The following is a 22,107-nucleotide window of genomic DNA, read 5'->3' on the forward strand; positions in this document are numbered from 1 at the left end:
AATGTCCCGCGCTGTCGTTGTAGAGTTGCAATATTAACGCGCTTCTTGCGATAAATGCGTAGGTTTCATCGCTTTTGATTTGCTCATCGCTTGGCTGTGGCAGTGGGATTGCTTCCAAATAAGTTTTGCTTACATTAATTTGAATCATCGTCCGTGCGAGAAAATCTACGATTAGCGAGTTAAAAATCCCTAGCGCAAAGCAGATTCGCCTATGGCTTATATCGCTTGTGCGAATCTGTCCTGAATCGAGAATGTAGATTTTTGCGCTATTTGCAAACATACTATGCCCAAATCCGCAATCCTTTGGCAAAAGGCTAAAAATCAGTGTCCGCTCGTTTGTATCACTCGCAATCGCGCGAAATGCGAGGCGAAAGTAGGCTCTGTCGAATTTGATAAGGCTAGATTCAAACGAATCTTTGTCAAAAGTCGCAGATTCGTGGCAATTTATGTCTTTGTCATTCTGAGCGAACGAAGTGAGCGAAGAATCCAAAGGATTTTGCAAATCCACGCCTTTATTTTTGGATTCTTCGCTACGCGCTTTCGCGCTTCGCTCAGAATGACGGGTGGAGTGAGATTCTTCGCTTCGCTCAGAATGACAAGCGGACTTATAAAGCGATTCTAAAAGTCGCGCATATTCTTTTGAATCAATGCCTAAATCTTGCTTTAAGCGGTAGATTTCTTTGCTTTTTAGGCGATTATCAAAGGCGTCTTTGTCTAAAAAGTAGTTTGGTGTGCTAAATGTGGCATTAAATTGATGAATCATTTTGCCTTCAAAAAGGGGCAAAAATCGTGCAGATTGCCACGAATCGCGTTGCGATTCTCGCAATGACGGATTTACCCACCCCCTAGCCCCCTCCGCAAGGGAGGGGGAATCAAAGGGCGACAACTTCGCAAGGGAGGGGGAATCTGTGGATTGCCACGAATCACCCATATTGTCATTCTGAGCGAAACGAGAGTTGAGCGAAGAATCCACTTTGTCATATTGAGCGTTAGCGAAATATCTCTCTTGTTGTTTTGTATTTGAGATACTTCGGGCTTCGCCCTCAGTATGACAAAGTGGGGAGTCGGTATGACAAGACAATTTGTCGGTATGAGAAAATACGCGATAATGCGGGGGTAAGAAATCCGCTTCGATAAATAAATCCTTATCGTTTGTCATATCAAGCTCACGGCGAAAATCCAAATAGCGCGAATCAAGCGGAGCAAATACGCGATACGCCTTGCCCAAAATCTCTAAATCTCTCTTACTTCGCACTTCTTGCAACGCCAAATGCGCGGGGCTTAATGCGCGAATCTGCGCTAAATTTAGCTTTATCACATTCTGTCGTTTATAAATCTCATCAATATTTGTTTTATAAAACATTGTTTGTATGGTGTGATTTTTGGGCGTGGGAGCGTTGATAACCTGCATAAGCGCGAATTTGTAGCGTGAATCCACATCATTAAAAATCCCCTCTCTATTTTCAAAGGCATAAAAAAGGCTTAATGTGTAATTTGTCAAAATCTCTTTGCGTAAATTATAACTGCCCTTTTCTAGCATAAGTGCGCTTGGCAGGACATAGTTTAGGGAAGCATTTGGTGCTAAAAGGGCTAAATTGCGCTCGACAAAGAAACGAAAGAGATTGCCATCGCCCTCGCCAGAGTTTAGCGGGAAGTGGGCTTTGTAGTAGTCGTTGGTGGATTGTGTGCTTTGTTTTTGCGCGTCATATTGGGCTTTTATGTAGGGTTTGGCTAATTGATTTGCCTTAAATTCTGCCTTTTTGGAGTTGCCTAGTGTGCGATAGTCGCTTTTAAATTGTGGGAAAAAGTCATTATCGCTAAATTTGGTTTTATCCCACGGCGGATTGCCTACGATGGCTTGAAAGCCATTAAACTTGCCATTGCGAATCTCGGGGAACTCGATTTCGTAGTTGAAAAAGGCAAATTCTTTTGCCTTTGCGCGGGTGAAATCTGCGGCGTCTTTGTAGTCGCCCTGTGATTCGCTCACTAGATTTTCTAGCGAATCTAGCGTGGAGAATTCTTTGGCTTGGGAGTGCGTGGCGAATTTTTGCGCGGTGAAAAAGTTGAGATAGAGATTGAGCTTATTAAGTGTAGGCAAAATCTCATTATGATAAATGCGTTTAGACTCGACAACTTCAGATTCAGAAGTGTCTTTGAGTGAATCTAACTTGGCAAAGACTTGGGCTAACGCGCTAAAATCCTCTAAAAAGTGATTGATAAAAAGCCCTTTGTCTTTGGTGTCATAATGTGCGCGAAACTCCGCAATGGTGCTACCGATAAGCGCGTTGCCACATTTGATATGATGCTCGATAAAGCTAAGCGGTGTGCCAAAGATAAAGCTATCAATCCACAGCGATAACTTGGTAAGCTCCACGCTAAAAGGATTTAAATCCACGCCGTAAATTATGCGTTTTAGCAATAATCGCTTTAATATATCGCCCTCATCGATTTCATAGCCTTGTATGTAGCGCGTGGCATTGGCGCAAATCTCGCTCTTTTCGCGCTCATAGAGTGCTTTTAGGCTTTCAAATTTTTCAAACTCTGCTAACACTAACGCGGTGATTTGGTTTAGGGATTCGATAAGGAAATGTCCGCTCCCACAGGCATTATCCAAAATCTTAAAATGCAAAATATTCTCATTGGTGAGATTTTGCTCTAAACTTTGGGCGACTAAAAAGCGCGTAATGCTTTGCGGTGTGTAAAAACTCGCTGTGGATTTGCGTGAGTTGCTAGAATTTTTAAGATAAATGCTGCCTTTTGTGTAGAGCTTTGGAGTGCCGATGATTTTTAGCTTTTTTAGCTTCTCTTGGCGTTGCAATTCGGCAAAATCATATCTATCAATGTAGGTTTCGACTTCTTTTTGTTTGTCGGCTTTTGTGGCGTATTTCACATAGAGTAAGTCCTCATCGGCTAGGGCGAAAAAGTAGCCGAGTAACCCCTCATAGATTGTCCCTAAATGCGCTACGCTTAAAGTTTTGTAATCTCTTTTGAAAAGGCTTTTCCCATCATCGTAGTAGAAAAATTTGCCTAAAATATGCGCTAAATCACTATCGCTAAAAAGGCGTGGGAGGGACAAAAGGCGCGTTTTGTCGCTGTCAAACAACCCACCATTAAACACGGGCATATCATAATTTGGCTCGCCTTTGTCATACATTCTAAAAATCGCGCTTAGCTCGACAAGTCCGCCAAAACTGCTATCTTGGCTATGTTGTGGATTTTGGGTATTTTGCTCTTTTAGGCGTGAATGCAGGGCGTTTAGGGAGATTTTGGCATTGAAATATCTGTGGGAGTGTAAAATATCGCTAAATTTATCCTCAAAATACGCGATAAAAAGTAGGCGAAAGATAAAATAAAGCGAATTTTCGTAGATTTCTTTTAAGCAATCTTGGGGATTTTGTGAATATTCTTTGTCATATTGAGGTTTCGCAGAAACCGAAATATCTCTATTTGTGGTGTTTGAGATACTTCGGGTTTCGCCATCAGTATGACAAGCCACATTGTCATTGCGAGAATTTGACTTGTCAAAATCGTGGCAATCTTTGTCATTTTGAGCGGAGCGAAAAATCTCATTTTGTGCATTTTGATTTTGCAATGCCTTAAAAATCCGCTCCCCGATAAACTCAAAGAGCGAATCCTCCCCATTTATCCCATAAATGATATTTTGCAAGTCATCTTCTAGTGTGATTTTTGCCTCATCGTTGCGGGAGAGAATCGCATAAATGGGTGCGGATTTTTGTGTTTTTGTTTGTGAATCTTGCGAGTCTTTTGGCAAATCTTTTGGCGATTGTTTGGGGGCGAATCTATCGGCGCGAAAAATGTAGTAAAAGTATAAAAATGCGTCTAAATCGTGCTTTGCAATGATAGATTCTAAATCCACTTGGTAGAAAACTTTTTGGGAAGTGGGCGTGGAATTATCATAAAATCGCCATAATTTGCCGTTGGTAAGCAAACCAAAATCTAATTTAAGAGTGTTGAGATAGCGCAGGATTTGGAAATGCGGATTGTCTTTGATTTTGCCCGTGTCTATGGGGATATTGTAGGCTTTTGATTCTAAAATGAGCGCGATATGCTCATTTGTGGCTTTGCGGGAGTCTTTTGGGAGAGACTCATACGCCTTTTTGTCCTCATTCGTGGCAAAGAGCAAAAAATCTCTAACTTGCCTTGAATGATTTTCTCTTCTTGGCGGATAAAGTGATAACCCAAAATCTGCGCGACTTCCGCGATAAAGCTATCTTCAAATTGATGTTCGTTTTGGTTGGCAAATTTGTGTGCGTCATAGAGTGAGGCGATTGCCTCAAAGGCATCTTGCGCGTCATCTTTAAGCGCGGGGAAATCGCGCACAAAATCCACGCGCAAGGCGTATTGCGTAAAAAGGTTGTTTTGTAGAAAGTAGAAATTATCTGTCGCACTCAAAAGTAATCCTTAAACATTGAAAATTACAGCAAAAACGGCAAATTACGCGCATTTGTATGCGTGGTTTGTAAGCGGGGATTATACCATAATGCGCACTAAAAAAATGCGAGACAAAAACAATGTTTATTTTGTGATAATAAAATTATGCCTACAAAAGCACGAAATCACATAAAATCAACGCAACATAATTTAATAAGGACGACTGCAAATGAAAAAACTCATCGCCTTGCGACTTTTATCTATCCCGCTTATCGTGCTTGTTACCTCGTTTGTGGTGTTTGTGCTACTGCGGACTTGCGGGAGCGACCCTGTGGCAAGCTACTTGCTAGCTTCACAGCTCCCGCCCACGCCGGAGATTACCGCGCAGTTGCGCGCGGATTTTGGGCTTGATAAGCCCATTTTGGTGCAATATATTGCGTGGCTAAAAGGCGCGATTAGCCTAGATTTTGGCACGAGCTATATGAGCGGGCGGAGCGTGGCTAGCGATTTTGCGCAGTTTTTGCCCGTTACGCTCGTCCTTGTGGGCTTAGGGCTCGCCCTCGTGGTGCTAGGCTCGGTGGTGTTGGGGATTTTGAGCGCGAGATTTGCCGATACGCCGCTAGATTTTGTGGTGCGGTTTTTTTGCTTTATCGGGGTTTCTATGCCAAATTTTTGGCTTGCGTTTTTGCTAATGCTCTTTTTTAGCTTGCATTTGGGCTGGCTAGCACCGCTTGGGCTAGAGGAAGGGGCAAAAGGCTTTATCCTGCCTGCGATAAGTATCTCGCTAATGTCGCTTGCCATAAACACGCGCCTAGTGCGTGCAAATATGCTCGAAGTGGCTAAGGAGCGACATATCCTCTATGCGCGCTTGCGTGGAATCCCCGAGCGCGAAATCACGGTAAGGCATATATTTTATAACGCTTCATTGCCCATCATCACGGCTATGGGAATGCACTTAGGCGAGCTTTTGGGTGTGGCGTTGGTGGTGGAAAATATCTATGCTCTGCCCGGAATAGGACTATACGCCATACAGGCAATCGCTAGCAACGACTACCCCGTAATCGAGTGCTTTTTCGTGGTGATGAGCGCGGTATTTGTCGTGTGCAACGCGGTGATAGACATTGTGTATATGGCGGTGGATAGGAGATTGGCACGGGACTTGTAGATTTTGCAATTCTCGCAATGAAAAACATTCAGTATAATTTTTGGCTCAAGACAACTTAAGCTCAAATAAAGGAGTCTTAAGTTATGATACACACGATGAAAAACAAATATATCATTCGTTCAAGAATTTCAGAGGCAAAAACAAGAGAGATTCTTAAACTTTTTTGTCTTGATATTAAAGCTGTTAAAATTGCAAAATTAAGCAACATTTTTCGTAAAAGTGTCAATAAAATCATCAATCAAATCCGCATTTTAATCGCCAAAGAATGTGAGAAAAATTCCAAATTAAATGGCGAAATTGAAGTTGATGAAAGCAAGTTTTTAATATAGATTTTGGGTGCTAAAAGAGTAAGAGACAAAAGAGGGCGAGGAGCGGGTAAAAAAACACCTATATTTTTGCTTTGTTTGACTTACAACTGCAAGCAGAAGGTATGCTAAAACGAAATAATTGTGTTTATACCCAAATTGTAAAACATTGCTTGGCAGATGAGCTTTTGCCTATAATACGAGATTTAAGCAATATGAATGAGACAGAATTTTATAGCGATTGTTGGGGGGCTTATGATGGATTAGTAGATTTCGGTGCAAAAGCACATTATCGAGTAAAACATAGCAAAAATGAGTTTGCGTTAGGTAGAAATCACATAAATGGCATTGAGAATTTTTGGGGTTATGCAAAACATAGATTAAGCAAATTTAAAGGAATCAAAAAAGAGAATTTTTTGCTTCATTTAAAAGAAACAGAATTTAGATATAATACTCAAATTAAACAACAAGATTTGTATAAAATCTTACTAAAAATGATAAAAAAAACAACCGCTTAAGTTGTCTTGAGCCTAATTTTATTGTGAAAACTATCGTTTTGGAGTGATTCTAAATGAATAGAGCAGAAAAATTTGACACAGAAGTAAAACAACGACTTAATGACCTTAAAAAAGATATTGAAAATTTTGATAGAACAATACTTGATGAGAATCAAATGCAAGAATTTGCAAGAGCTGAAAAAGTCCTCAAATATTTATTGGCACAAATCAATTTGATAGACGCTGATTTGTTGCCACAAAGTTTTTATAATGAAGTTGCAAATATATCAACTTGGGATACTCAAAATATTACGGCATTAAATGACATTTTAGATTCTAGTTTAATGATTTTGAATAAATATAGAAACCTTGATATTGCAAAAGGGAGAGCACTTCAAAATATAAACGACATATTAAAAGCGTATAGTAGCTCAATAAATCAATCTATCAAAGCCTTAAAATTAGATAAAGTAAAACAAGATTCTAATTCTATACAAACTTATGAAAAGGATTTAAATTCTGAAAATGGCATTAGAAAACAAATTGAAAATACAAAAAATGAAATACAACTTTGTTTTAATGAGATTAAAAAATTTAGTGATAATTTTTTTGTCAAGCAAGAAGGCAAAGATATATCCGTAAAAGCAGAACTTGAACATATTCAAAATGATATAAATGCCACATATAAAAGCCTCAACGATATAACAATAAATTTTACGCAAAAATTAACAGAACTTGATGAATTTTATATAAAAATCTTTGGTGCTATGGAAAATGGACAAAGAGTGGGCGGATTGCAACAAGAGATAAAAGATAGACAAAATCAACTTGATGAGTATGATAAAAAACAAAAAGAGGCAATACAAGTTTGGAAAGATGAAATAGAAAATCTATTAAAAAATGCCACAAATGCAAGTTTGGCTAGCTCGTATGAAAAATCAAAAGAGAGCTATACAAAGGCTATTTATGGTTGGAATGCGACTTTTATTGTATCAATGCTTAGCATTGTTGGTATTGCTTTTTGGAGCTTTTTTGCAGTTGCAGATAAAATAAACGAACCATTAGTCATTTTAGGTGCTATATTAGTTAGATTGCCTTTTTATATTCCATTAGCTTGGCTAGCGATTTTTTCTACACAAAGGCGAAACGAATCAAAAAGGCTACAAGAGGAATACAAACACAAAGAAACGCTCGCTAGAAGCTTTTTAGGCTACAAAAAACAAATAGATGAAATGCAAGATAGTGCAACACAAGATAATATAAATTTAGCCAAAAAGCTAATGGAAAATCTCGTAGAAATAACGAGTCAAAATCCAAACGATACCTTAAAAAAACACAAAAACGAAAATGTGTTTATGATTGAGATTTTGGAAAAATTAGCAAAAGCACCAAGCGAAGTAAAGAATTTCCTTAAAGAAGTCTTAAATGTAAAATAAAACATTGCTATTTTAAGTCAATCTAAAGAAAGTTTAAAGTATGATTTTACGCAACAAAAAGCAAATAAGACTATAAATAAAATTTGGAGATATAGCTAAATGTTTAATGAATTTCTTAAAGAGGTATTACAAACTTCAAACGATAAAAATCTAAAAAACTTCAAAGAACAATCTCAACACATTCACACATACATTGATAAATTACAAGACAAAGACATAAAAATTATCCTAAAGCAAATCGGCACAATCCCTGAGTGCATACAAGCTAGTTCATCAGCTGAAAAGTTATTTTCAAAATCATCTGATATTGTCCTTGCGCGTGCGTTTGCTATGCTGGGGCTAAAATCAAAGGCAATCACAGAGAGAGCAGATAGCGCAGATGTGGTGGCACAAAGCGTATTTCATAGATATAGTCTTGTAGCAGATGCAAAGTGTTTTCGCTTAAGTAGGACAGCAAAAAATCAAAAAGACTTCAAGGTATCTACGCTTAGTAATTGGCGTGGGAGCGAACACGAATTTGCAGTCCTAGTTTCGCCATATTTTCAATATCCAAAAGAAGAAAGCCAAATATACAAACTAGCCCTTGATAATAATGTTTGTTTGTTGTCTTGGGAACATATTTCTATATTGCTTGAAAATAATGTAGCTGAAACACAAAATCTCTCTTTAGAATCTATTTGGGATAGCTCAAAAATGTTTGCTAGAGAATCAAAAGTCGCAAGTGCAAAGGAATGCTTCATACCAAAAGTAAATAAAATCGTTGCAAAAAAACTTGGCATTTCAAATGATGATTTTACACAAAAAATTAAGCAATACAGGGCAGAGATAGTCCAAAGGGGTGGCGATGAAATTGCGTATTGTAACGACAAAATAGAGAGCATCAAAAAACTCACTAGAGAACAAGCAATTGGTGAGCTTATCAAAGAAACAAAACTCAAAGAAAAAATCTCTGTTATACAATCATTTATTTCATCTTTGGGAGCAATGGATAAATGAGTAGAATTGAACTTGGAGATTCATTAGAACTTATAAAAACCGTTGAGACGCAATCGGTACATTTGATTCTCTCAGACATTCCTTATGGGATTAGCTATGACAAATGGGATGTCTTGCATAGTAATACAAATTCAGCCTTGCTAGGCAAAAGCCCAGCCCAAAGCAAAAGCAGTGTATTTAAAAGTCGAGGCAAACCACTAAATGGCTGGTCAGAAGCGGACAAAAACATTGCAAAAGAATATTATGAATGGTGTCTAAAATGGGCAGGAGAATGGCTAAGAGTGTTAAAGCCCGGAGCTAGTTGCTTTGTATTTGCAGGCAGGAGAATGTCTCATCGCTGTATATGTGCCCTAGAAGATGCGGGATTTATCTTTAAAGATATGATTTCGTGGGAAAAAAATGCTGCTGCATATAGAGCGCAAAGAGTTTCTTGTGTGTTTGATAGACGCAATGACAAAACAAATGCAAAAAAATGGGAGGGGTGGAAAATTGGTAATTTGCGACCACTTTTTGAGCCTATACTTTGGTTTATGAAGCCCTACCCAATCGGGCAAACACTCACAGATAATATCCTAAATTATGATATTGGCGGATTTAATGAAACAGAGCTTAAAAAATCTCAAATGGATAATACAGGCATTGAGATTTGCTCAAATGTAATGAAAGTAAAAACGAAAGATTCTGACCGTGGATTACACCCTACACAAAAACCGTTGTCGCTTATGGAAACGCTTATAAAGCTTGTAACAAAAGAAGGACAAGTCGTGCTTGACCCATTTTGTGGGTGCGGGACAACACTGCTTGCAGCAAAAAACCTTAATCGTGAATATATAGGATTTGAAATTGATGCAAGGCATTATGAAAATGTATTGAAACGAATCGAGATTCTAGAAACCTGATACACAATAATATATTAACATAGTTTAAAATTTAAAGGCAAAAAATGGCAAAATCTAGCGACATAGATTCTCTCAATCTCGCAAACACAAATCCACACCACGCAATCCAAACGCACGCAAACTACGCAGACAACCCAACCCACCAACCCACCACAAAATCTGCCGTAGTTTCACACCACCCCAAAAACCTCCACACAAAATCCACAAACCCCAAAAACCCCACGCACCCAAAATCCATAAAAAGACTATCCCTACTTGGCAGATGCGCCCTCTTCGCGCTTATAGTCATTATCGCGTGCGCACTCATCTTGCCATTTTTTACGCCCTATGCCCCTGAGGCGATGGATTTAGACGCGATTTTAGCCCCCGCTTCAAGCGCGCATATTTTAGGCACGGATTATTTGGGGCGCGATATTTATACGAGGCTTATTTATGGCGCGAGGCTCTCGCTCTGCTCTGTCGCGCTTATCCTCGCGCTTGTGTTGGCACTTGGCATAGGCATAGGCTCTCTAGCGGGTTTTGCAGGCGGGCGCATAGATAACGCCATAATGCGCATCTGCGATATATTCCTAAGTATGCCAACAGCGATTTTATCGCTACTCTTTATCGCTATTTTGGGCGCGGGGCTAGCAAATGTCATCATCGCCATCGCACTTACGCATTGGGCGTGGTATGCGCGAATCGTCCGCGCTCTGGTGCTAAGCCTAAAATCCAAAGAATATGTCCTGCTCTCTCGCGTGTATGGCGCGAGCGCGACTCAAAGCTACAAGCGCAATATGCTAACCCCCATATTTAGCCAATGCCTAGTCCTCGCCACAATGGATATAGGGCATTTTATGCTCCATATTGCGGGGCTTTCGTTTTTGGGCTTAGGCGTGCAAGCCCCACAGGCAGAATGGGGCGTAATGCTAAGCGAGGCAAAGGAGTATATGTGGAGCAACCCCGAGTTGCTACTCTACCCCGGGCTAGCACTTTTTGTGTGCGTGGCGGTGTGCAATGTCGTGGGGGATAGTTTGCGAGACTATCTTGATGTGAATGTGTATGGGCATTAGGCGTTGTGCTTATTGTTGGTTGAGGTAATTTGTATTTGGATATGCAATGGCGATAGGATTTTGGATTTTTCGGAATGCACGGATACCAAGTCCGCTAACATTCCAAAAAGTCCAAAAAACTTACACAGCCATACCGCAACTTCTTCGATTGTAATTACACAGTGTAGAATCTGGGGCGATGATTTTGCTTAAAATACCCGTGATTTGTCATTGCGAGAATCTACAAAGAATAGCGAAGCAGATTTGTGGCAATCCACATTCTTGGCATATAGATTTTACTTTGGTATAATCTACATTTTGCGAGAAAATCAACTTTATAAAGTGCAGTGTAGCAAGGCAGGAAATGACAAAAACTATCTCTAAATCAATCAAACACAACAAAATCCACGACAAAAATTTGCCTTTGAGAAAGATATTTTTGGGTGATGTGTTTGATTTTTTAGATTCTTTGCCAAAATCTTGCGTGGATTTGGCTATCATCGACCCGCCTTATAATCTAAAAGTCGCTAGCTGGGATGCTTTTGCAAGTCAAGGTGCGTTTTTAGATTTTAGCTATGCGTGGATAGACGCGCTTTTGCCAAAGCTAAAGCCCACAGGCAGTTTTTATATTTTTAACACACCTTATAATTGCGCGCTATTTTTGCATTATTTGCAAGGCAAGGCACATTTTCAAAACTTCATCTGCTGGCATAAAAAAGATGGGCTAAGTGCGAGTAAGAGGCGATATAATAGTAACCAAGAGAGTATTTTATTTTACACGATGAGCGCGAAAAATTACTATTTTGATTGCGAGAGTATTCGTTTGCCATATCATTCTACGCAACGCATAGCCCACGCGAGCAAAAAGGGAATCTTAAAAAACGGCAAAAGGTGGTATCCAAACCCAAATGGCAAGCTCTGCCCTGATGTGTGGGAAATCGTAAGTGAGCGACACAAAAACAAAATCAATGGCAAAGTAGTCCAGCAAAATCACCCAACCCCAAAGCCCCGCGAAATGATAGAGCGAATGATAAAGGCTTCAAGCAAAGAGGGCGATTTGGTGTTGGATTTATTTAGTGGCACGGGCATTACTAGCCTTGTGGCGCAGGAATTAGGGCGAGAATTTATCGGCTGTGAGGCAAACGGGGAGTATTTGGATTGTGGATTGGAAGTAGCGTTAGACGATAAAAATTGCCAAGCAATCCAAAGGCAAACTTTGCTATAATCGCAGTTTGATTTTAATAGCAAAGGCGAAGCATTGAAGCAATATATCGATTTATTTGCAGGTGTGGGTGGATTTCATTTTGCATTGGCACAAAGCGATAAAACGCAATGTGTGTTTGCAAGTGAGATTGACAAAAACGCGCAACAAACTTACGCGCTAAATTTCCCCACCACGCCACTTTTTGGCGACATTACGCAAGATTGCACGCAACGCGCGATTCCACAAAATTTTGATATGTTATGTGCTGGATTTCCCTGCCAAGCATTTAGCGTGGCTGGGTATCAAAAAGGCTTTGCAGATTCGCGTGGGACGCTATTTTTTGAGGTTGAAAAAATCGCTAAAAAGCACAAGCCAAAAGTAATCTTTTTAGAAAATGTCAAAAACCTAAAAAACCACGACAAAGGGCAGACTTTTGCCACTATCAAAACAGCGTTGCAAAATTTGGGCTATGCAATCTATGATGAAGTGCTAAACTCCGCTACTCACGCAAATATCCCACAAAACAGAGAGCGAATCTTTATCGTGGCGTTTGATAAAGCCCAAGTGCCAAAGTATGTTAAATTTGCTTTTCCAAAGCCTATCAAACTCACAAAAACCATTCATAATTGCATTGATTACAAAAAACAAGATGACAAATTTTACTATACGCCAAAAAGTCAGTATTACGCGTGGCTTAAAGAAGCGGTGGTAAAAAAAGATACGATTTATCAGCTCCGCCGAATCTATGTGCGCGAAAACAAATCAAATCTTTGCCCCACGCTAACTGCAAATATGGGCACAGGTGGGCATAATGTGCCAATCATTAAAGATGATTTTGGGATTCGCAAACTAACCCCGCGTGAATGCTTTAATTTTCAAGGCTACCCAAAATCTTTTAAACTCCCCAACTTGCCAAATTCAAAACTCTACATTCAAGCGGGAAATTCGATTACTTTGCCATTAGTGGAGCGCATTTCAAAGAAGATTTTGGAGGTTTTGCAATGAGTAGATTTTTTAGCCAAAAAAATTATGTCGAATCATTAGAAATTATCTCTAGCTTATCAAGGCTCTTTAGCGAAAGCAGTGCGCCATTTTTGCATTATCGTGTTATGGAAAATCTTTTTTGCACCTGCTTTGATGCGCAAAATCTCTCACGCTCTGATACCGCCTATGACGCCAAAATTGATACGCTTGGCATAGGACTAAAAACTTTTCTTTGTCCAAAAGATTCAAGCCTAGAAAAAATCGCAGAGTTTAATAAAGATTCAAACACATTAAAAAACATTCAAGATTCACGAGATTTAGCAGAGAAACTAGCAACTTTACGCAATGCGCGAATGCAACTCGCAAATGATTTGTATGGCATCGAATCTTCGCTATATCATATCATCGCAAGGCGTGAAAATGAGCTAGTGTTTTTTGAAAGTGATTATGACAAAATCAACATTTCAAACTTGCAAAATATCAAACATTCTAAAACTTCGCTTGTTTTTAGCGATGGGCAAAATGAATATTTTTTCAACCATTCAAAAAGTGTGTTGCAACGCAAATTTAAGATTCCAAAAGATTTTTGCAGTCTCAATATTAAGATTGTGGAAAATCCTTTTGAAATGCTTTTGTTGCTAAAAGATAGAATTTTATCAGCCGAGCAAATTAAGCCCAAAATTGCAGGGGTGGATTTTGTAATTTTGCCATTATATAGCACAAAAGGCGTCAAAAATGTGCCAACAAAAAGTGGGCTAAATCAATGGAATGCAAGTGGGCGAGAACGAAATTTTGATGAAGTGTATATCCCTGTGCCAAAAGAGATTCACAATCTTTATCCGCATTTTTTCCCAGCGCGTGATGAGCCTTTTGTTTTGCAAACGCCTTTGGGCGAGAATTTGAGCGCAAAACTCTGTCAAGATAATGCAAAAGCGTTAATGAGTAATCCAAATTCTGCCCTAGCAAATTGGCTATTGCGAAAGATTTTGAAACTAAAACAAGGTGAGTTAGCCACGCTAGAAAAGCTAGAAAATTTGGGCTTTGATAGCGTGGTGGTTGAGAAGCAAGAGAGTTTGCAAGGCGAAAAAGTCTATCGCATTGACATAATGCCGCTAGATTCGTATCAAAAATTTATCGAATCTAAAAATGTGTCAAATGATATTAGCGTAGAGAAAAGATAAATGCAATGTTTGCAGGGAGCGGGACGACTTTAAAAGTCGCTAAAGAGCTAAAACGCAACTTTGTAGGCTATGAAATCTATCCGCATTACAAATCCGTGATAGAGGAAAAGCTCGGCAATCATAAAGCCTCTTTACGCAAAATTATTTAGGATTTTTCAAAATCATTTTGAGTATTGTGGCAAGTGAAGCAATTTTAAAATTTAAAGGCAAAAAATGAGAGAATCTGTAAAATCTTGCGCTATACAGGATTTGACACAAAGCACGACTAACGCAAACACACTTGAGCTGCGCAATCTTACCATTGCCAATGGCGATAAGATTTTGCTTAAAAATGTGGGCTTTGAAATCATCGCAGGGCGCACGACCGCGCTTATGGGGAAAAGTGGCAGTGGCAAAAGTTTATCCGCGCTTGCCCTCCAAGACGCGCTCCCTAGCAATCTTATGCGACTAAGTGGCGAAGTGGTGCTAAATGGCAAAATCTTAGACAAAAGCGAAATCCGCGCAAATCGAGGCAAACTCATCGCCACTATCTTGCAAAATCCGCGCACCTGCTTTAACCCGCTACTATCGATGAAAAGCCATATTGCTGAGTCGCTATGCGCACTTCATAAGCCATTTTTGCAAGACAAAGTAGAGGCGACACTGCGCGAAGTGGGGCTAAACTCTAGCGTGCTAGACAACTACGGCTTCGAGCTAAGCGGGGGAATGCTCCAGCGCGTGATGATAGCCATAGCACTGCTTAGCGGGGCAAGATTCTTCATCGCTGATGAGGCGACTACGGATTTGGATATGGTGGTGGAGGATAAGATTTTGCGACTTTTGAGGGATTTGCAGGCGAGCAGGGGGCTTGGGATTTTGCTGATAAGCCACGATAGGCGGGTGGTGGAGATGATGGCAGATAAAGTCTATGAAATAGGCAATGTAGGCAATGCGTCTGCGGGTAGTCATTGCGCAGATTCAACATTTTGCCACAAGGCACGGACGCAAAGTCCGCTAACTTTGTGTCAAAATGTTGAAAACTCCACAAGCTCACCGACTTCGATTGTGGATTCTTGCTCGCAGGATTTTAGCGAAAATGGCAACGATTCTAGTAAATCCGTCATTGCGAGCGAGCAATGCGAGCGTGGCAATCTCTCACAAACAGGCAATCAAAATCCCCCCTCCCTTGCGGAGGGGGCTAGGGGGTGGGTAGATTCTCGCAACAAAACAATAGATTGCCACGATTTTGCTACGCAAAATCTCGCAATAACGACAGAATCCAAAATCTCACAAAATGCCCTCATCGCGCATAATGTAAGCAAATCTTACGCCCGCTATACGCTCTTTGGTAAGCGACAAAAGCGCGTGCTTAGCAATGTGTCGTTACGCGTGGGAGCGGGCGAGTGTGTGGCATTGCTTGGAGCTAGTGGCTCTGGCAAATCCACGCTAGCGCGGGTGCTAAGTGGCTTAGAGAATCTAGATTTTAAATCTAGCGCAAACTCTCGCAATGACGACACGGTTTGTCGTCTTAAGCGAAGCGAAGTGTCTCAACCAACAACACAAAGAGATATTTTGACTTTTTCAAAGCCCAAATATGACAACAATAATGTGAAAATGGCTTGCTATGAGGATTTGCAAGCAGGGCAAAAACTTGCGCTAAATGCGGGAATCTACCTCAATGGCGAGCGCGTAGAATCTAAAGCCTTAGCAAATCCTAGCGCGCAAAAGGCGTTTTATAAGCAAGTCCAAATTTTGTTTCAAGACCCTATAAGCTCGCTAAATCCGCGACTAATACTGCGGGAGAGCTTAAGCGAGCCATTGCAAAACTTGCTAGGCGTGTATGAAGCACGCGAGCAAGAAGAGAGGATTTTGCCTATTTTGGCGCGATTGCGTCTAGAATCTCGCCTGCTAGATTATTACCCCGCTATGCTCTCTGGTGGGCAGGCGAGCAGATTTTGCCTTGCTAGGGCGTTGCTCGTGCGCCCAAAATATGTGCTTTTAGATGAGGTAACTTCTGGGCTAGATTTTGCGCTTGAGCGCGAGATTTTGGGGATTTTGCAAGAATTGCAAAGTAAAATGGGGCTTGGGATTTTGCTTATCACGCATAGCGTGGAGCTAGCGCGGAGGTGGTGTGAGCGAATCTACATAATGCAAAATGGCGAGATAGTGGAGGAAGCGCGCGGAGATGAGCCGTTTAGCAGTGATTTTGGAGCGGAGCTAGATAGGATTGTGGATTTTAGTGCTACGCGCGGTTAAGGTTTAGCAAATGCGAATCCATACGCAAAAAATGGCAATAAACGCGAATTATGCAGGGCGATTTTGTGGCGTACCCCGCTATGACTGCACGCTTTTAGAAATACGGCTTTATCATTTTTATACTTTTTAGATTCTTATCGTTTTGAATCTCGACAAAAGAATTTTGGCGATAAAATTCTAACACTTTTTTGTCATTGACAGAATCAATCATTATAAACCTACCGCCAAATTTATGTTGCGTATCATCAGTGATTTCTAGAGCGTCATCTAGCAAAAATTTGCCAAGATTTTGGCTACGATATTCATCGCTAAGGGCAATCTGTCCTATGAGATAGCAGGGCAGGGCTTTGACTTTGGCATCGTGTCCATTGATATATTTTACAAGGTTTCTATCCAAATTTGCCGTCTCTAAATAATTGATAGCGATTGTGAAATAGCCAATAATGCGTTTATTTTGGTTGTCTGCGTAGAGATAAGTCCTAGAGCGTAAATTGTTTTCAAAAGTTATAGCTTTATTGTGTAAAAAGTCTTGTAAATCTAAGTTTATGCTACACGAAAGGTTTTCAGAAGTTTTTTGACTTGGTTTGTGGAGCTATTATTGAGAAAACCAATCAATTTGGAGCGAGAACAAAATCTATTAAATTCCTTTCTAGTCATTTGTATGCTTCCATTATTTCATCAATGGTCAGCTTGTTTTTGTGGTTTTTGCCGCTTAAGCTCGGGCGGACATTTTTGTTGAAATCCTCTACCTTTTTTCTGTTTTTGCTAGAAAAGGCTTTTTTCAAAAGCGCGTTACTTTCTTTGCCTAGTTTTATGGGTTTTATCAGCGATTCTGTCATCGTATCCCCTAAAAGATTCTGCGAATTTGTACCATAAAAATGCTTAAAATCAACAAATTTAACGCAGAGTTTGGTTAATATTGGCTTTGATTTTGGTAGAAAACTAAGGAGCAAAAAAATGGCAGATATAAGCGGTGAGCAAACCTTAAGCAGTTTGTTTAATGGAAATTTTTACAGAATCCCTGATTATCAAAGAGGCTATGCGTGGGGAGAAGAGCAATTAGAGGATTTTTGGCAGGATTTAGAAAATTCCAAAGGACACAAACACTACACAGGGGTTTTAAGCCTTGCAAAAGTTGATGATGAGGAAAAGAAAAAGAGTGAGTGGGTAAAAGATAAAGCCGCAAGCGAGGGCGAAGCATATTATATTGTCGATGGACAGCAAAGGCTTACTACAAGTATGATTTTGCTTAAAGTGATTTTGGATTTTGTGGATAGTGATGAATTTGCTGGCGAGGAAACACAAGATTTGCGCAAAAAATATATTGGCAAAAAGCGAGGTGGCGAACAATATTATTTCTTTGGCTACACATTTGATAATCCAAGTCATAAATTTTTGCGCTCCAAAATCTTTGGTGATGAGATAAGTGAGGGTATTGAGGAGAGTATCTATACAAAAAATTTGGAATTTGCAAAAGAGTTTTTTAAGAAAAAAATCAACAAAGAAAATATCGAGGAAGTTTTTAAAACTCTAACGCAAAACTTTGTGTTTAATGTCTATCAAATAAGCGATTCTTTTGATGTATTTGTTGCATTTGAAACGATGAATAATCGCGGTAAGCTACTTTCTAGTTTGGAGCTTTTGAAAAATCGTTTGATTTATCTAAGCACAAAATTAGATGATGAAGGTGATTATTTGCGTAACGAAATCAATACTTGCTGGAAAGAAGTCTATAAATTTTTGGGTAAAAATTCTAAAAATGTCCTACAAGATGATGAGTTTCTCAAAGTGCATTGGTTAATGTATTTTGATGCCTATGAGCGCAAAAGTGGAGAGCCTCATAGAAGTTTTTTGCTAAAAGAACATTTTATCACCACAAAAGTTATGGACAAAAAACTTGGTGCAGAGGATATAAAATCCTATGCTATGAATCTAAAAGATTGCGTGGAGCATTATTATTTCCTGCACAACTTAAATTACCCTGAATATAAAAATAGGTATAAAATCAATGATGATATTATCAAATGGCTTGAAAAAATCCAACGACTAAATTTTGGTGCTTTTGAACCTTTGCTTGTCGCTGTGCTATACAAAAGGGCACAAGAGATAGAAAAAGGTAATAGCTTTGATGATAGTGCTTTTGTAGAATTGCTTAAACATATTGAAAAATTTTTGTTTTTGATGTTTAGAATTTCATATAGACAAGCAAACTTCAAGGAACAAGATATTTGCAAAAATGCTTATTTGTATTTTAGAAATGAAAAAACTATTGATGAAATTAAATATTTTATTAAAGAAATTTATTTTGATAGCATAGAGTTGGGACAACTCAAAGCAAAAGTGGAAACATATTTTAGGGAGCAAAGAGGTGGCTACTTTGCTTGGAAAGGATTAAGATATTTTTTATTTGAATATGAGGAATGTTTGCGTGAGGACAATAAAAGAAACACTAATAAAATCTCGTGGAAGTGGGAGGATTTTACAAAAAGTATAAAAGATTCTACTACGATAGAGCATATTTTACCACAAACACCAGAATCAAATAGTGAGTGGGAAACAATGCTTAATCAAACACCAGGAATTAAAGGAAAGCAAGAAAAGGCAAGAAAGGCAAACATTCATCAGCTTACAAACTCTCTTGGCAATCTTGTGCCGTTATCGCAACCTTTAAATTCTGAGCTTGGTAGAAAACCATTTGAGCAAAAAGTGGAGCGATACAAAGAGGGCTCTTATGCTGAAATAGAAATAAGTCAAAGCAAAAAATGGGACAAACAAGCTATTGAAAACAGAAGTGAAAAACTTTTAGATTTTATGTTTGAGCGGTGGGGGATAAATGAGATTATAAAAAGTTGGGAAAACAATGATGATGAGCGAGAAAAAGGACAAAGGCAAATCCAAAAAGATCTGATTTTTCATATATTTTAAACTTAAAATTCGCTTGCTTCGTGTGTTTTGGCAAATCCCAACACAAACCAAGACACCAAAATGTCCGTTTTTCATCGTGTCAAAAAATGGACACAAAACAAAATAAGACATTTTTTTGTCCGCTTTTGTTATTATAATTTTGACAATGCCTAAAATGCCACGCCACAAACAAGGCGTAAAGACAAAGGCAAATCACAACAAAAAGGACAACAAATGAGCGTAAATCTATCCAAATCCCAATACCTGCGCGGACTGCAGTGCAAAAAATCGCTATGGCTCTACAAATACGCCCGCGAGATACAAGACACCCCTAGCGAGTCGCAACTCGCACGATTTGAGAGTGGCGATAGGGTGGGCGAGCTCGCCCTAAAATTGTTTGATTGCACGGAAAAAATTGAGTTTGATGAGGGGGATTTCGCTGAAAAAATAGCGCGCACGCAAGCCCTCATAGCAAGCGGTGCGAGCGCAATCGCGGAGGCGACATTTGAATATAAAGGCGTAATCGTAATGGTAGATATACTCCAAATCACGCCACAAGGGCTAATCATCAACGAAGTCAAAAGTGCGACAAGCCTAAAGGGCGTGTATATCGATGATTTGGCGATACAATACTTTGTGATAACGCAAGGCACGCAAACACAAGCCTTAAGCTACATTTATGATAAACACGCACAAGCCCAAACACAATCACAAGGCAAGCAAAACGCGCACCAAGTCATCGGTGCAAATCTAATCCACATAAATAACAGCTATGAGCGAAATGGCGAGTTGGAGCTAGACAAACTTTTTACAAAGGTGGATTGTCTAGAATCTGTGAGAGCAAAGCAGGGCGAAGTCGCACAAAATCTCGATGAGTTTGAAAACGCCCTAAGCAACAAAGAAATCTCCCCACAAATCCCCATAGGAGCGCAATGTAGCACGCCTTATAATTGCGATTTTCGTGGGTATTGCTGGCATACCGTGCCAAAGCAAGATTCTATCTTTCACATCGCGGGACGCAAGAGCTTTGACCCTTTTGCGCTCTATCATAGCGGGATACGAAGCTTTAGCGAGATAGAGGATTTTGGGATTTTGAGCGAGAGCCAAAAACTCCAAGTCCAAAGCGCGCTAAAAAAAGAGGTGCATATCGACAAAGACGCGATAAAGGCGTTTTTAGACACTTTAGCATACCCCGTGTATCACCTCGATTTTGAGACTTTCGCTGAAGCTGTGCCGAGCTTTGATAAGCAGAGGGCGTATATGCAGATTCCCTTTCAGTATTCGTTGCATATTGAGGGTTTGGGCGAGGCAAAAGAGGTGGTGCATAGGGAGTTTTTAGCCGATACGCATAGCGACCCACGAGAAGCATTTATACAATCATTGATAAAAGACATTCCACAAGACGCGTGCATTTTGGCGTATAATGCGAGCTTTGAAAAGGGCGTGATGAAAAACCTCGCAGAATCGTTCCCCAAATATGCAGAGGCGTTAGAAAATTTTATCGCAAATACGCACGATTTGATGATTCCCTTTAAGGACAAATCCTACTACCACCACGCGATGAATGGAAGCTACTCCATAAAGGCTGTCTTGCCCGCCCTCGTGCCAGAGATGGAGCGGGCGTATCAGAATTTAGAGCTTATCCACAATGGAGATGAGGCGATGAGTGCATTCCCGCGACTAAAGCAAATGAGTGAAAAAGAGAGAGAATCCTATCGGACAGCCTTGCTAGAGTATTGCAAACTCGATACCCTCGCAATGCTAAAGGTGCTACAAAAGCTAAGAGAGGTGGCGCGGGATTGAAATGGTAGCATAACCACAAAGATAAAGTTGCGTGGCAAAGCAGGTTTTATGATTTTATTTTTGAGCCAAAATTCGCGCCTAAAGAATGATAAGTGCGAATCCGTGCTAATCAAATCCAGCTCAAAAGGCATTAAAAACACAAAAGTGGGGTAAAATACGCAGAGATTCTATGATTGTAAGGAAATAAATAGTATGGATTCCCCTAAAAATACGCGATTAAACCTCCTTTTTGAGCGATTGAAAAATGCCAATGGCTTGCGACTTTGTGATTTAGCACGGGAATTTGAAGTCAGCACCAAGACATTGCAACGCGATTTTAAAGAGCTCCAAAAACTCGGTGCGTATAAAAATGGACAGCTGGTGTTTATAGACACCAAGCGTGCTAAAGATGAGCTTAAAAGCGATGAGCGCATCGTGCTTGGAATCTTAAGCAATTTTGCCCAAAGTAACGGCACGGATTTTTATTACAAAGCAAAGCCATTACTCGCCAAACTCACCCAACAACTCGAACAACCCATACACATAGCTACACAAAGTGAGAGCTTAGATAGCGATGATTTGGTGCATTTTGACTTTGTTGAGAATCTTATCACCCAAAGGCGGGAATTAGGTTTTTTGTATAATGACAAGGAATTTGAAGTCAAACCCTTTAAACTCGCGCATTTTGATGGATTTTGGTATGTGCTGTGCCTTGATAGCAGGGATAATGATACTTTAAAAAAGTTCTATTTCAAGGATATGAAAGAGTTGCGCGATTTGCAAAGAGGATTTTGCTTAAGCGAGGAAGTGGAACAAAAGCTAAAAAAGGCGCACAGCGTGTGGTTTGAGTTAGATGATGCGTTTTTGGTGCAGTTGCTTATTGATAAAAAGGTAGCGAAGTATTTTAAACGCAGAGGCGTGAAAGGATTGAGTGAAGAGAGTGATGGGAGCGTGATGTTAGAGGTTGAAATCTCCAAATCAATGGAGATTAAGCCTCTGATTTATAAATTTATCCCCTATATCAAGGTGATTGAGCCGGGTTGGTTAAGAAAAGAAATCCACGATGAAATTGCAGATTACCTTGAGAATTTGTAAG

At 39.8% G+C, this 22,107-nt stretch carries 15 protein-coding genes and 3 pseudogenes; 14 read left to right on the plus strand and 4 right to left on the minus strand.

What is annotated here, in order from left to right; translation table 11 throughout:
- Positions 1–607: 607 nt before the first annotated feature.
- Positions 608–4,144: pseudogene (locus ACWIWK_RS01735) on the minus strand (Eco57I restriction-modification methylase domain-containing protein); the annotation flags it as partial.
- A complete protein-coding gene (locus ACWIWK_RS01740) occupies positions 4,051–4,413 on the minus strand; it encodes a hypothetical protein (RefSeq protein ID WP_454150280.1) in 363 nt (120 codons plus the stop codon). The gene ACWIWK_RS01740 and the pseudogene ACWIWK_RS01735, both read right to left, overlap by 94 nt.
- 208 nt (positions 4,414–4,621) lie before the next feature.
- Here ACWIWK_RS01740 and ACWIWK_RS01745 point away from each other — a divergent pair, with 208 nt between their 5' ends.
- The 11 genes and pseudogenes from ACWIWK_RS01745 to ACWIWK_RS01795 all read left to right on the plus strand — a co-directional run bounded on the left by ACWIWK_RS01745 (position 4,622) and on the right by ACWIWK_RS01795 (position 16,325).
- Positions 4,622–5,557, plus strand: a complete 936-nt coding sequence (locus ACWIWK_RS01745) for an ABC transporter permease subunit (RefSeq protein WP_454150281.1) — start codon at positions 4,622–4,624, stop codon at positions 5,555–5,557.
- Positions 5,558–5,652: 95 nt separating this feature from the next.
- Positions 5,653–6,380, plus strand: a pseudogene (locus tag ACWIWK_RS01750) (IS1595 family transposase).
- 53 nt (positions 6,381–6,433) lie between these two features.
- Positions 6,434–7,795 (plus strand): hypothetical protein, encoded by a 1,362-nt coding sequence (locus ACWIWK_RS01755; RefSeq protein ID WP_454150283.1) that lies wholly within the window; start codon positions 6,434–6,436, stop codon positions 7,793–7,795.
- A gap of 99 nt (positions 7,796–7,894) precedes the next feature.
- Positions 7,895–8,791, plus strand: coding sequence for a HindIII family type II restriction endonuclease (locus tag ACWIWK_RS01760; RefSeq protein WP_454150285.1), 897 nt, complete (start codon positions 7,895–7,897; stop codon positions 8,789–8,791).
- Positions 8,788–9,690 (plus strand): DNA-methyltransferase, encoded by a 903-nt coding sequence (locus tag ACWIWK_RS01765; protein ID WP_454150286.1) that lies wholly within the window; start codon positions 8,788–8,790, stop codon positions 9,688–9,690. The genes ACWIWK_RS01760 and ACWIWK_RS01765 overlap by 4 nt, the downstream gene beginning before the upstream one ends.
- Positions 9,691–9,734: 44 nt before the next feature.
- The gene (gene nikC / locus ACWIWK_RS01770) at positions 9,735–10,742 is read left to right on the plus strand and encodes a nickel ABC transporter permease subunit NikC (protein WP_454150287.1); all 1,008 of its coding nucleotides are present in this window, start codon (positions 9,735–9,737) and stop codon (positions 10,740–10,742) included.
- Positions 10,743–11,139: 397 nt separating this feature from the next.
- A complete protein-coding gene (locus ACWIWK_RS01775; protein ID WP_454152001.1) occupies positions 11,140–11,946 on the plus strand; it encodes a DNA-methyltransferase in 807 nt (268 codons plus the stop codon).
- A gap of 33 nt (positions 11,947–11,979) precedes the next feature.
- Positions 11,980–12,930, plus strand: a complete 951-nt coding sequence (dcm, locus tag ACWIWK_RS01780; protein WP_454150289.1) for a DNA (cytosine-5-)-methyltransferase — start codon at positions 11,980–11,982, stop codon at positions 12,928–12,930.
- Positions 12,927–14,090: a restriction endonuclease gene (locus ACWIWK_RS01785; RefSeq protein ID WP_454150290.1), complete on the plus strand. Its 1,164-nt coding sequence runs from the start codon at positions 12,927–12,929 to the stop codon at positions 14,088–14,090. Before dcm ends, ACWIWK_RS01785 begins: the two co-directional genes overlap by 4 nt.
- Positions 14,091–14,098: 8 nt before the next feature.
- Positions 14,099–14,239 (plus strand): annotated as a pseudogene (locus ACWIWK_RS01790) (DNA methyltransferase); the annotation flags it as partial.
- A 64-nt stretch (positions 14,240–14,303) separates the two neighbouring features.
- Positions 14,304–16,325: an ABC transporter ATP-binding protein gene (locus tag ACWIWK_RS01795; RefSeq protein ID WP_454150291.1), complete on the plus strand. Its 2,022-nt coding sequence runs from the start codon at positions 14,304–14,306 to the stop codon at positions 16,323–16,325.
- 94 nt (positions 16,326–16,419) lie between these two features.
- On the opposite strand, the gene ACWIWK_RS01800 is transcribed toward ACWIWK_RS01795, so the two are convergent.
- Together ACWIWK_RS01800 and ACWIWK_RS01805 are read right to left on the minus strand one after the other, a co-directional pair.
- Complete coding sequence (locus ACWIWK_RS01800; RefSeq protein WP_454152002.1) at positions 16,420–16,872, minus strand: GNAT family N-acetyltransferase; 453 nt, start codon at positions 16,870–16,872, stop codon at positions 16,420–16,422.
- A gap of 106 nt (positions 16,873–16,978) precedes the next feature.
- Entirely contained in the window at positions 16,979–17,164 is a 186-nt protein-coding gene (locus tag ACWIWK_RS01805) for a hypothetical protein (protein ID WP_454150292.1), read from the minus strand.
- Between the two features lie 118 nt (positions 17,165–17,282).
- Between ACWIWK_RS01805 and ACWIWK_RS01810 the strand changes: the two genes are divergently transcribed.
- From ACWIWK_RS01810 to ACWIWK_RS01820, 3 genes are all read left to right on the plus strand, one after another.
- Positions 17,283–19,250, plus strand: coding sequence for a DUF262 domain-containing protein (locus tag ACWIWK_RS01810; protein ID WP_454150293.1), 1,968 nt, complete (start codon positions 17,283–17,285; stop codon positions 19,248–19,250).
- A gap of 213 nt (positions 19,251–19,463) precedes the next feature.
- Positions 19,464–21,032, plus strand: a complete 1,569-nt coding sequence (locus tag ACWIWK_RS01815; protein ID WP_454150295.1) for a DUF2779 domain-containing protein — start codon at positions 19,464–19,466, stop codon at positions 21,030–21,032.
- A 192-nt stretch (positions 21,033–21,224) separates the two neighbouring features.
- Positions 21,225–22,106, plus strand: a complete 882-nt coding sequence (locus ACWIWK_RS01820) for a helix-turn-helix transcriptional regulator (RefSeq protein ID WP_454150297.1) — start codon at positions 21,225–21,227, stop codon at positions 22,104–22,106.
- The last annotated feature ends 1 nt before the right edge of the window (position 22,107 follow it).

It is taken from the genome of Helicobacter sp. 23-1048, from assembly GCF_053654545.1.